Annotated in this window: 7 protein-coding genes; 2 read left to right on the forward strand and 5 right to left on the reverse strand. The window is 58.9% G+C overall.

The window, feature by feature from the left end; genetic code table 11:
* The first annotated feature begins 8 nt into the window (after positions 1 to 8).
* A complete protein-coding gene (locus A3E1_RS0104180) occupies positions 9 to 899 on the forward strand; it encodes a DMT family transporter (protein WP_169454367.1) in 891 nt (296 codons plus the stop codon).
* A 63-nt stretch (positions 900 to 962) separates the two neighbouring features.
* Here A3E1_RS0104180 and A3E1_RS46955 read toward each other — a convergent pair whose 3' ends face one another.
* The 4 genes from A3E1_RS46955 to A3E1_RS0104200 form a co-directional block, all read right to left on the reverse strand.
* On the reverse strand, positions 963 to 1115 hold the full coding sequence (locus tag A3E1_RS46955) for a hypothetical protein (RefSeq protein ID WP_020519485.1): 153 nt from the start codon (positions 1113 to 1115) through the stop codon (positions 963 to 965).
* A gap of 825 nt (positions 1116 to 1940) precedes the next feature.
* Positions 1941 to 4910, reverse strand: a complete 2970-nt coding sequence (locus A3E1_RS0104190) for an AAA domain-containing protein (protein WP_020519486.1) — start codon at positions 4908 to 4910, stop codon at positions 1941 to 1943.
* A 347-nt stretch (positions 4911 to 5257) separates the two neighbouring features.
* Positions 5258 to 5686, reverse strand: coding sequence for a hypothetical protein (locus tag A3E1_RS0104195; RefSeq protein ID WP_020519487.1), 429 nt, complete (start codon positions 5684 to 5686; stop codon positions 5258 to 5260).
* The gene (locus tag A3E1_RS0104200; RefSeq protein ID WP_020519488.1) at positions 5683 to 6603 is read right to left on the reverse strand and encodes a ParA family protein; all 921 of its coding nucleotides are present in this window, start codon (positions 6601 to 6603) and stop codon (positions 5683 to 5685) included. Before A3E1_RS0104200 ends, A3E1_RS0104195 begins: the two co-directional genes overlap by 4 nt.
* Before the next feature lie 218 nt (positions 6604 to 6821).
* Between A3E1_RS0104200 and A3E1_RS0104205 the strand changes: the two genes are divergently transcribed.
* Positions 6822 to 10241: a helicase-related protein gene (locus A3E1_RS0104205; protein ID WP_020519489.1), complete on the forward strand. Its 3420-nt coding sequence runs from the start codon at positions 6822 to 6824 to the stop codon at positions 10239 to 10241.
* A gap of 787 nt (positions 10242 to 11028) precedes the next feature.
* Here A3E1_RS0104205 and A3E1_RS0104210 read toward each other — a convergent pair.
* Positions 11029 to 13113 (reverse strand): UvrD-helicase domain-containing protein, encoded by a 2085-nt coding sequence (locus A3E1_RS0104210; RefSeq protein WP_020519491.1) that lies wholly within the window; start codon positions 13111 to 13113, stop codon positions 11029 to 11031.
* Between the last annotated feature and the right edge of the window lie 7 nt (positions 13114 to 13120).

Raw genomic sequence — 13120 nt, forward strand, 5'->3', positions numbered from 1 at the left:
TGAACGCCATGCCGCGATTGGCCTTGCTGGGAGCCGTGCTTTGCTGGGGCGGCTCGACAGCGGTCACCAAGTACGCGCTCGGCGGCTTTCCGCCCATGACGTTGCTCCTCATCGAACTGGTCGTCGCCAACCTGATCCTGTGGCCGCTGCTGATCATCCGCAAAGGCCTGACCCGGCCAGACCGGCTGTGGCGCTTCGCCTTGCTCGGGTTCTTCGAGCCGGCACTTGCTTACGCGGGGCTCAATCTCGGCCTCGTGCACACCACTGCCGCGAACGCGGCACTGCTCGCCAGCCTTGAGGCAGTGTTCGTCGTCCTGCTCGCGGTCTGGTTCCTGCGTGAACGAATGTCCCGGCGCGCCATGGCCGGGGTGGCCCTCGCGGCCGCCGGAGTCGCTGTCCTGCAAGGAGCCCGGCCGATACTCGCCCTGGAACTGGGCGACGTCCTGATCGCGGGCGGCGCCCTCTCAGCGGCCATCTACGTCGTGATGGCCAGCCGGATGGCGTCCAGTGTGGACCCGATTACCATGACCTGCTACCAATTCGGGTTCGGGCTGATCTTCGCGACACCTGTCGTGGCATCGCAATGGCTGACCGGCCAGGAGCTCTTGGTCCTCACTGTTTCACCGGGTTACTGGATCACCGCGATACTCGCCGGCACCATGGCTTTCGTGGCCCCGTTCCTGCTCTACAACTACGCGATTACCGTGGTCCACGCCAGCACAGCTGGCATGGCACTCAATCTCATTCCGGTCTTCGGCGTCCTGGCCGCCGTAATCGCCATCGGCGAACGCCTTACGGCAGGCCAACTCCTCGGCGCCATCCTCATCGTCGGCGGCCTGATGATGTTCACCGCTCCGTCGAAGCAGGCTTCAGCACCGGCGGCGGCCGCACCAGCTTGAACAACAGCGTGTGCGGTGCCCGCCCGATATTGCGCGCGGGCACCGCAGCGGCTAGCGGCTATGCTACGACTTCCAGGAACCACTTCGGATGATTTGCGAGTTGAGCCGGAACCCGACCGTGCACTCGACGATCCGGTCCTTTATCTGAACCTTGGTGGAAGCGCCGGTGATCGAGGCTCCGAGGTCTTTCGCGAGCTGTTTGAGCTGTGACGCCACGGGTCTAAGGCCGTCCAGGTACCGCCTACGTCATCACCGCAACGATGTGGACAGCCGGGCAATCCGTCGCCGTCCTCGTCGATCCTGCACGGCTCAAGAAATTCCTTAGCCCGGATAGCCCCACGCTCGCCAGCAGCTGACACGCGCGCAGCTTCGCCACCCCCTGGGCGATCACAGCAAACAAAGGACGCAGCCGAACAGCACACCACGGCACCGGCTGGCGAAGGGGCATTGGTGCACGGATTCGGTGCACGCAGGCGCCTGCGCCTTTCGGCACGGGCGGCCGACGGCTGGCAGCCTTACGTTTGGCAGGATCGCTAGCCGGGGGAGTACAGCACGTAGTGTGGCCACGGCCAGCATATAGTGGTTTCATCCACATTGCGTTAACCCCAGATCGGCTTGACGAAACTTCAGGCGAGCCAGTCATGCCCGTGGCGCTGCGGTCCGCCCACGAATCGTCACGGGCGCCGCGCAGGTTGCCTCTGCGACACATCCCACAGTTGCCTGGACGAGACTTCACGCCGGTGCTTGCCCACACGAGGTTTTCGAAACCGCGGCCAGTCCCGGGCACTCCGGCGATTCGTCTTACCACCGCAGACAGTGGTCTCTAGATACTCGTATTCGTGTGCCTGGAGTGACACCGCCCAACGGCCAGCCAGGTCTGAGCCTGTCTACCCTGATCGAACTGTGATGTCCGTGGGCGAGCGCGCCGAACGCTCGCCCACGCCGCGCATAGTGCAGGTGTCGCGGCTATCCGCGCCGTGATCGTTCGACAAGGGACTTGCGGCGCTTCGGCAGGACATGTTGCGGCAACGGGGCTTTGCTCTATAGCCATCTGGTGAAGACGGTCAGGTCCGTAACGCCACCCGGAACAAACCACTTTTTACTGTTACGGTCCCACCTGGCGCCGAGTTGCTTAGCTTCATCTTTCTCCGCATAAGGCACATTGAGGTACGTGGCTCCTTGCGCGGCTTGTGCGAGCATTGACCGAGGTTGCGTGGGATTGGCTCGTTCCACGATCCGCGAAACCTCGTGGCAAGCCGATGAGCTGGCGATACGCATCATGAGTTCAGTGGATCTGGTGTGCTGGAACAGGTTCAGGGATCCATGCCAAAGAACGTCATCGGCGATGACGACTTTCTCGTGCATCTGATCGCGATGGCTCATAACGCAGCCTATTTTCGCGAGTGTCTGGATGTGCGGGCCGTTATCAGGAGTTTGGTTGCCATCCCGACAGTGCACCGTCACGGTCACCCCGCGTAGTACAGCGGAACGAAGTGTGTCGGCCCAAATCTTTACTCGGCCGCCGTTGAGGAATGCGCAATAGACGTCTACACGATGGGTGGCACGGTCGATGTCCCAACGTACGGCCATATCGGTTTCGTCCGCAGGGAAGAACGCAGGCCGTTCTAGTTCGTCTGACTCAAGCAAGGCGAGTTCTGAGGCTGCCCTGATCGGGACGAGGTCTGTCATTGACAGCCAGTGACCGTGGGAGGCGACATGATCCAGCATCATCCGCACTTCGCTTGCCGGCCCTAGCTGTTCATACAGCAGAGCTCGGTCAGCCAGCAGCACTAGATGATCGCGAGCCCTGCTCACGGCGACGTTCAGCAGCCGGCAGGTTTGCGAGTCGACACCCTGAGTGTCAAAGAACCGTCCGATGTCAGGTCGCGCGCCCACTACGGTATCCAGCAGGATGATCGGGCGTTCGCTTCCCTGGAATCGGTGAACTGTGTCTACCAGATCGCCGTAGCCCTCGCCGAATCGTTCCTTTAGCCTGCTGCGCAAAAGGGCGACCTGGTCGTTGTAAGGCGCGATGATTGCCAATGTGTCTCCGGGGCTCCGCTCTGGATCCCGGCGGGCAGGAAGCACTTTGTCATGCTGGAGTCCACGGACGATTTCGCGGATGGCAGCTGCATGAACCTCGTTGCCCCAATTACGCCGGGGACCACGGACGTTGTGTCCGCTGGTGTCCAGTAGTACAAGCGGCGCCTGAAGAAGCGGCGACCTTTCGATGGAGCTGGTTTCATCTCGCCCCACCGTGAGTGGCGCGTCCGGGTAGGCGATCGTGTTGATCACCTCGCAGATCGAGCGACGCATCCGATACTGGGTGTCCAGCCGGACAAGCCTGCGGTCGGTCAGACTGGCGATACCGTCAGACGCCACTACACCAGCAGCGCGGAACACATCACGTGCCAGCCAATGCTTGACGAGCAAGCGCTCTTCGTTTGTGGCTGCGTTGTCATCGGCGCCGCCAATGACTGCGGGCAACTGTCTGAAATCGCCAGCGAAGATGAGCTGACCGTTGTCGGGCTCCGCGAGTGTGGCCAAGTAGCATGCGCTCGGAAGGTCTACCATGCCTGCTTCGTCGACAATGACGATGTCCATTGCAGACAGAGGGAGGCGCGATTGGATCGCCTTCGCCACGGTCGTGGCTACTACCTGGCAGCCTGCAGCGACTTGCCGCTCAATTTCCTGGCGATGCGTGGCGGCTTCGGTGATTGCGTTGCCAAGCTGCCGTACACGATGGCGCAGCTGCTCCAGAGTGGACTGAGTTGTGAGTCCCGAGTTGGCCTCCGCTACTTTGGCGATGATGTTCTGGTATCGATCGAGTGCGACTTGATGGACTTGCCTGGCCGCTGCAAGCTGCTGTTCGGATTCGCTGATCTTCCTGACAAGGACTGCCCGTTGCTGTTCAAGGCCACTTATGCCAGCACGACGAAGCTTGCCGATGATGCTGTTGTCGGCAGCCAGATCTTTGATGCGATTGTCTAAGGCCGACAGCATTGGTTGCGCCTGGGCAAGTTCTCTTTGGTGGTGCTCAAAGGCATGTTTGGCTTGCTTGAGAACATGCTCTGCATCGGCGCCTTGCTTGCTCAGCTGCTCGAACCGTTCACGGTCTTTGATGGCAGCGCTCGTCTGGGCGCGCGCCTGGACCATTTGCTGGACTTGCGCGTCGATTTCCGCGGTGCGCCGTGCTACCACCTTGTCCTGCAGTATGTAGTCGCCGTAGCGCTCGTTTAATGACAAACTTTCGATCTCACCGAGGCGTCTAACCAAGCCCGAGGAGAAGCGCGGATGTTCCCGGAGACGGTCACAAATGCGCTCCAACGCTTGGTCTACCGCAACTCGGGTAGGAGCCACAAATAGGACCCGCTTACCCTGACGAACGCTTCCCTCGACGATCGCAGACACGACATCGGTCTTGCCGGTGCCAGGCGGGCCCCAGATAAACGTGATTTCGCTGGCCATCGCGCGCCGTACCGCGTCCTGTTGAGCCGGGTTAAAAGGCTTACCGTTTCCGCCTTCGGCCCAGGGTATTGCAGCTTGGAAATCGGCCACCCTGGTACTGCGTCTGCTAATTAAGGCGATCGGCCGAGTGACCCGACCTTTGTCGCCAGTGCTGGCCAGCAGTTCCATCTGTTTGGCCAACACCTCCCAGGACCGGCCTTCGTCTTCACATAACTCCGCTTGGAAGTCGTTGGCGATGACCTGGAGCGCCTCGGCTGTCACGACTTGCAGAGTCTTGTCAGTCCAAGTCAGCTCAACGACCCGCAGCCACTCTTTGCTGGCTGCGCGTATCAGAAGGTCTCGATCAGCTAACCGAAAACCGCGTGGTGCGGCAAAGTAGTACGCGTACCCGTTGCCCTGGTGCGCCGCAGTCCGCCCCTTCGTCAACTTGACGGTTGGCTGGTCCTTGATTCTTCGTCGCGACGAGGCGGCCTCAATTCGCGCCGCAGCCGCCATTTCCATGAACTCTTTGTGCAGAACCACCTTGTCCCCGTCCGGCGGCATCGATGAAACACTGAACTATACCGTGGTCAATCGACAGATGTCGACATGATTGAGCCCACGAGGCTGCAGGCATCGCGAGGATGATTCACGTACGCGAAGCGTGGCACTGTACGCCGCGCAATTAAAACCGTTGTTGCCAGCGTTGATTAGGCGCTACGCAAAGCGCGCTCGTTTCGTGGCAAACGATTGGTTTGGCACGGCCATCGATGTCAACAAAATGGAGCTCCGCGAGCGGGTCGGCGGTGCTTGCACGGCCTGGTCATAACTGTGGAGCGAACATCCAGGTTTAGAAGCGCGAGCGTGTTCCATCAGCTCCACCCGGTACATAGACCCTGGTGAAGCCCTACTCACAGCTGACGGATGGCCGCCGAGTTCAGCTTGTTGCCAACAGTGAATTCAACCAGCTTCGTAACGTTGTCCGCCTTTGATGGGGCAGCTCCTATCCCAAGTGCGACAGCCATCTTCTTCACATTGGCGGCAGACACGCCTTTGAGTAGTGCCTGAGCGCCTTCACGTGTCTCCATCGAGTCGAGTTGTTCAACCAGCGCAACGATTTCTGGCGCTGGGGCAGGCGGGGGTTTGGGTGCACTCCGGGTTGAGGCACGCTTGGGTGCAGCCGCAGTGGCCAGCAGTAGCGGCTCGCTGGAATCCTTTGGAATGATTGCCAAGCGAGCCGCTCCGGCGGCTAGATCATCGAGATGCTCGGCTGGAAGGAGCGCGAGGAACTCTGCAACCGTGTGGAGCACTGTTAAGGAAAGCTTCTGTACGTCGCTCATGCGGCCAAGGCCCTTTCAGTCTTAAATGCGTTCTCGAATTCGCTAACAAGAGCCATAAGCTCGATCGATATCTGGCTGTTGAGCCTGTGCTTCAGAACCGCCGGCATAGACGTGGGGATGGGGTTGCCGAAGAGGGTGGTGTTATGCCTCATCACGTTGGTAAACACCGGAAGATTAAGCCGCTTCACCCTGTTCATGTATTCCTGCTGCGTCATGATCGGGTGCTGGTTGTAGAACTCGACCATCGTAAAAACCACACCCATGATCTCAGGTGGGGCAATTTTGGCCTTCTTCGTGGATCTATTGTGCAGGCTGACGAGGTCGTGCATCGCGCCATAGAGAAACTCGACGCCGATCGTCGAGAGGTAGTCGGCCCGTGTCGGTACAAGCACGTAATCGCTTGCTATCAAACCGCTTTGCGTCAGAATATTGAAACTTGGAGGGCAATCAATGAGGACGTAGTCGTAGCGAGGAATGGGATCATTCGCCAGCGCGAACCGTAGTGCCTCACGGACTTCGTGAATCTCCGCCTTCATGTCCTCATTGGTCCCACGCAGGTCTGTGGCAAGGTCGAGATCGACGCTCAGCAGACGCAGATGAGAACCGATGAAGTCCAGACTTCCTTTTCCCTCGCCAAAAACGGCGTTGACTACCGCAGGTTTAGTGATGATGTCGGCGAGGGACTTCGTCGGCTTGCCATTGCGGAAGCTATCAAACCATTGCTTGATGGTGTGTCGGTCACGCAACTGTTTGCGCCACTCATCAGGTGTGTAATAACAGAACGTCAAGTTGCTCTGAGGGTCGAGGTCTAACAACAGGACCTTTCGCCCTCGGCGTGCGAGTTCGGCGCCGATATTCGAGGTGAGCGTAGTTTTGCCGACGCCGCCCTTGTAGTTCAGGACCGAAACAATCTTCATCCACCCTCCTTTGCATGACATGCCAGCAGCGCCCAGGAGGCTGGTGCGCGCTCATGACGTTAAGTGCCGCATCGATCGACAGGCACCCACCCTTTCGGCCAGGTTCGACGACAACCAGGTGAATTGGGGTACGCGTTGTGACGAGATGACTACTATGCTCACCCACGACAGGGGCACTCTAATGTGGATCGCCAGCCTCTGCAGATTTGGGAGTCCAAATGCGCCTTGAAGAGCTGGTACCCGGCATCAAGGTGCTTGGAGTAGTTGCAGGTGGACCGGTTGAACTGGTCGCCGTAAGCTCGATATCTCCGGATGCAGTGAAGGTCATCTACACAGCAGGTTCTGAACTACAGCAGCAGATCCTGTTTCGGGTAAATGAACCTCATCTGTCCCAATTGGAGGAACGTCACGTTCCTTACGATGCCAGCCCGGAAGACTTCAAACTTGCGGCGGAAGCCCTCCGCATCCAGACTGCCGCACGCACTGACCCGATGCTCGCCGTGACATCGAGCGCACTTGTCCCACTTCCCCATCAGGTGGAAGCGGTGTACGGCGAGCTCCTGGAGCGGGTTCCGCTTAGATTTCTGCTGGCTGACGATCCCGGTGCCGGCAAGACAATCATGGCGGGGCTGTTTATCAAAGAGCTGCAGCTGCGCGGCGACCTGGAGCGTTGCCTCATCGTCGCGCCGGGCGGCCTTGTCGAGCAATGGCAGGACGAACTCGCCGAACGCCTCGGACTTCAATTCTCCATTTTGTCCAGTGACGACATCGCTGCCCTCGGATACGGTCAGCGCCTCTTCCGCGGCCCGCAGCGGCTGATCGCACGAATGGACCAGCTCGCCCGTAAGGACGCTCTAGTAGCCCAGCTAAGGCTTGCGCGCTGGGACCTCGTGGTCGTCGATGAAGCGCATCGTATGGCAGCACGTTTCGGGCCTCAGCAAAAGGTCATCGAGACGAGGAGATATTCGCTCGGGAAAGCACTGCGAGATACCACCCAGCACCTGCTCCTCATGACAGCAACACCGCATTCGGGCAAAGAGGAAGACTTTCAGCTCTTTCTTCGCCTGCTCGATCCTGATCGTTTCGCAGGCCAGTATCGCGACCAAGTCCACCCAGCTGGTGCAGACGAGCTGATGATCCGGAGAGTCAAGGAAGAGCTGCTGACTCTTGACGGTCGGCCGCTGTTTCCGATGCGCGCTGCTTACACCGTTCCTTATGCTCTGTCGGCGGCAGAGCAAGAGCTCTATGACCAGGTGACGGCGTACGTTACCCACGAGTTCAATCGAGTTGACCAGCTCCGCCAGGAAAACGACGCCCGGGGAAACACCGTCGGTTTCGCTCTGACAGTGCTCCAGCGGCGGCTTGCGTCCAGCCCTGAGGCGATCTTGCGTTCGCTGGAACGCCGACAGGAACGTCTTGAGCGAGCTCTAGCAGAAACTGCCACAGCAGTAAAGCGGAAAGCGTCCAAGTCTCGGTCCAGGGAAATGGAACCCGAGGACGTCGACGAGTATGCCGCCGCCGACCGCGAAACCACCGAAGACGAACTCGCCGACGCCGCGACTGCATCTCGGTCGGCTGACGAGCTGATCCGGGAGATCGCCGCGCTGAAGCTTCTTGTTGAGACCGCCACCAAGGTGCGGAGCTCCGGCATCGATCGAAAGTGGACAGAACTGAAGGGACTGCTGACATCTGCGCCACAAATCAGCGGGCCCGACGGCGATCCACGAAAGATCATCATCTTCACTGAGCACCGAGACACCCTGACCTATCTTGTTTCTCGGATTACTGAGCTGCTCGGGCGAAGAAATGCTGTTGTTGCCATTCACGGAAGTGTCGCCCGCGATGCCCGCAAAGCCATCCAGAATCGCTTCAACAATGACCCTACGTGCCTCATCTTGGTGGCGACGGACGCTGCCGGTGAAGGTTTGAACCTTCAGCGGTCACACCTCATGGTGAACTATGACCTGCCTTGGAATCCCAATCGAATCGAGCAGCGATTCGGGCGCGTCCACCGCATTGGCCAGACCGAGATGTGTCATCTGTGGAACCTGGTGGCTTACGAAACACGCGAAGGTGCCGTATTCAAGACATTACTCGACAAGATCGCTCAGATGAACCAGGCTCTAGGTGACAAGATATTCGATGTACTCGGCGAAGCGTTTGAAGGACAGCCGCTGCAAGAACTCTTGATTGAAGCGATCAGATTTGGCGAGCAACCGCACGTCAAGACTCACCTTTCGCAGATCATCGACAAACGTATCGGCGACTTCGCCAAGAGGCTCGCGGAGGAAAAAGCTCTGCATCCCAACCTCGTTGGCATGTCAGACGTAGCTAGATTGCGCAAGGAGCTGGAGGATGCACGGCTGAGACGTCTCCAGCCACACTATATAGAGGGCTTTTTTCGTGACGCGATGCGCCGGGCCGGCGGCGACGTCAATCCGGCTGAAGCGGGCCGCTTCTCCATTCCACACATACCCACCGCACTACGCGATAGAACGGCGAATTCTGGCTCGCTGCCATTGAGGTACGACCGAATCTGCTTCGACGCGAAGGACGTTGAGGTCACCGGAAAGCCCAAAGCGTCGCTCATTTTTCCTGGCCACACGCTGTTAGAGACCTTGATTGAATCCACCTTGGACCAATACCGTGATGCCCTCATACGTGGCACCGTTCTCGTCGATCGCCAGGACAACAGCGAGGAGCCTCGCCTTATGGTTGCCCTAAGCGAGGAAATCATCGATGGGACGAACCGGGCGGTGGCGAAGCGTTTCGAGTATGTAGAGATGACCGAAGACGGAGAGAGTCGGCCTGGCCCAGCGCCTTTCCTCGACTACGACCGTGTTCGCGAGCAGGAATTCCGGCTGCTGGACGGAATCAAGAAACAAGCGTGGTTGTCATCGGCGGCCAAAACGGCGGAGCTGTGGGCAACTTCATCAAGCCTTCCCGCCTGGTTCGAACAGGTAGCAAGCAGACGTAGGCAGTTTGTAGCTAAAGCCCGCAGCCTCGTGGTCGACCGGCTCAAGCAAGAGATATCGCTCTGGGAACACGAGACAAGCCGCCTTGCTTCTGGTCAATCCTCCACCCAGGGGGTCAGTCTCAGAACCGCCTCGGAGGAGGTAGAGCTCCTGAAAAGGAGACTAGAAAAGCGAACCGCCGAACTAAACGCGCAGGAGCACACCCAAGTCACCCCTCCCGTGGTAGAAGCTGTTGCGATTGTTATACCTCAGGGGTTTTTTGATGCAGCCAGTGGAAAACCCGAGCTGGCCAATTCTCGAGAAGTCGAGATGCGTGCCATCGAAGCTGTTGTTGCAGCCGAGAGGCAACTGGGACGGGAAGCTCAGATCATGCCGCCCAACAATCCCGGCTACGACCTTCGGTCGGTCGGTCCGGAAGGAGCGCTGGTCCACATTGAGGTGAAGGGCAGAGCCGAAGGCGCCGATGACTTTTTCGTCACCAACCGCGAGATCCGGACTGGCCAGAACTCCGATCATTACCGGCTTGCATTAGTGGAGGTGGGTCAGGAGGTCCGGATCCGTTATGTCGACGATCCTTTCGCCGGGCTCGCGGTAACTGCCCTTGTCAATGGCGTTCAATTCAAGTGGGCTGACATGTGGGAGAAGGGAACTGAGCCGCACTGATAGAACGGCTCGCGCCGCGAATCGGACTCCACAGTGGCAATCGTCGCCACGTCGGCGAGCGATGGTGAGGCACTGCATTAGCCTCAGGCGGACCGCAATAAGGAAGGGCTGCTGGAAGCGCTGGGGTTTGGTGACTAGCGACAGGCTCCATAAAGGCGAGTGGCAGTGGCCTACGTTTGAGTAATGTTCAGCGGAACTAGCCGGTAGGCCAGAGCCGAACGGTGACGGCAGGAAGCGCAGGTAACTTCGGTTCCCACGGCCTCTTGCTGTTCTAGATAGACACGACTCGTGCAATTAGGACAGTCTGCAGCTGACCAGCGGAACATGTCAGTAAAGTCCTCTAATTCCTTACGGACGACGTCTGCGTCGAATGCCATGAGGTTGCCTGCTATGCAACGAAAACACTCGCCGCAGGCGCCCGGTGGGTAGCACTCTTGCCAGTCCGTCGCATGTGCCAGAAGATGAAGTGCCGCAGCGTACATCCCCTGCCGCAGAAGAACTCCCTCTGCGCACGTGTTGTCACTACACGGATGAAGCGCAAGGGCGTTTTGCTGCCAGCGGCGGTCGGCCGTCATCGTGCGCTCCGTGCCAAGTGTGACGTCCGGCAGATTCCCCAGCTGTGCATGAAGTAAATGTTCCGCGATTTGACGCACGACCGCCATGTCCGCTCTATTTCCTGTGGACAGGGTTGTGGATAACTGTTCGTGGCGGGGAGAGGTCAGGCGATCTCGGCCTTTACTGATGTAGCCGGCGAAATACTGGGTCTACATGGACGAGAACCCATCGTTTAGCGTAGAAACTGGCTGGGCGCCTCGCTCCAGGTGAGCAGAAGTTCTTCACGTGGCCGGGTGCATGCCACAAACAGAAGACATCGTTCTCGCAACGTGTCGAGCCTATTAGTCGCCTGATCCGTTTCAGGCGCTGTCAGTGAGGCCGGAGCTGGGACCTGACCATCGCTAACTCCGGCGACGGCGACGCAACGAAACTCCAGACCTTTCATCCGATGCATAGTTCCCACTGCCACTGATTCCTTGGTTCCAACGTCAGCAGCTAGTTCAGCGTTTGGGATTCCGACCGCGGACAGGGCCGCGGTGATACGGCCAACGAGCTGACGAGAGCGTGCAGCGATGCCAATCTCCCCTGGAGAAATACCATTGCGTAACCACCGCTGGACTTGGCTGACAATCAGATCCAGCTCCTCCCTAGGGGTAGCAGCACCCTTGACCTGAGGCATGGGTCCGTGGAGAAGTGATCTAAACCCAACGGATGTCTCGACTGCATCGTCCATGTCGTCAATAAGCTGTCCGTTTAGGAGCCCAAGGCTGAATGCAAGGATCTCCGCCGTCGTCCGGTAGTTGAGGCGCAACCGCTCGGAACGCCCGGCCACGCTGATACCCAGGCGCCGCAAGCTGACATGATGATCGTAGATCCGCTGGTGCGTATCACCCGCGATAAACAGGTCGTCGCCCCCTGGCTGAACTGCTGCACGCAAGAGCCGCCATTGCCACGGGCTGAGGTCTTGCGCCTCGTCCACGATCACATGTCGGTATAGCGGTCCGTCCTGTAACAGGATGCTGGTTGCCTCGTCTACCACTCTCTCGTGCGTCCAAAGGTCGCGAGCGCGCAATTCCGAGTTGAACTTCTCCAGTACCGGCCAGATGCGACGTCGCTGGTCCGCGCTCAACTGACGTCCGCGCCCGCGCCTTGCAGTGGATAAGTATGAATCAATATCATCAATTTGCTGAGAGAATGCGATATAGCGCCACTCCTGCGCAAGAAAGGAGGGGGCAAAGTCGAGCTCTTCTGCTTTTGCCAGGCCCTCCCATATAGAGCGCTCGGTGCCTGCGTCAAGGATCCTCACTGAACCATGTCGCTGTGAAACGAGCTGGTTTGCGACTTGATCGATATGACGCACGTCGACTCTTCGCAATAGCTGCGGGTCGTCGATCAATTGCCGAAGACCGTGCTCCAGTTGCTGCGACAACGCCCTTGTAAATGTAGTCAACAGAATTGATTTAGTGTTCGAAGCCCTCTCGGCGAGAGCCTTCGCGCGGTGCAGGGCGACGACGGTCTTTCCTGTTCCAGGGCCACCAGTGATCCGCGCGGATCCCGCGTAGGTGCCGTAGGCGATCCGTTGCTGCATCGGGTGGAGAAATACCCGCCATAGGTCCAATGGCATGCCCAGCAAATCAAGAAGCTCGTCGGGACCGCTGACGGTGAATACTCGATCGGCGGAGCGCTCCACAGCGGCGCTTAGATCCTCAGGGTCGATTTCAGCCGGACTTAGAATCCGATCGGATAGCTCCTGCCACACCTGCTCAGGTGTCATTCCGATCGACAGCCCTGTCAGTACGTCGTACTGGGTCTCAGGAAGGATGGCTCTGGCTGCATGCAGCTGCTCCGCAGTGGTTAGTTCTCGCGCGAAACTGAGGACTTGCTCGTCGATGCCGAGGCGGGCCATGTCTGAATCATTGATCTGATTGAATAGCTTATGAGCCGCGGCCTGGGCCGGAACGTTCATGTCCGAAGCCCGGCTTAGCAGGCCAGCTGAATCCCTAACCTCAATGCCACCAGTCGCCCGATTGACGGTGATCTTGTGTCGCCTGGCCCAGGTGTAAGCATCGTCGTGCGGGAGAACCTTTAGCAGCAGATAAGCGTCTCCAGCCGCTGGCGCTAGGACGATACCGCGCCAGAATTGATCCACACGCACGCTGCGGAGGCTGTCTTCGGCGTCATGAATCTTCTCAAGGTGAATTCCAGCATGCGTGGCCTGTTCGAACTTGCTGAAGATCTCGTAGACCTTTTCCTGGACCGGGCGCTGAAGTCGCGCGAAGTCGCGCAAGAACTCTCGGTCGATGCCCAGAGTGGCCATACGGCCT

This window comes from Catelliglobosispora koreensis DSM 44566 (genome assembly GCF_000379685.1).
Classification (GTDB): Bacteria; Actinomycetota; Actinomycetes; order Mycobacteriales; family Micromonosporaceae; genus Catelliglobosispora; species Catelliglobosispora koreensis.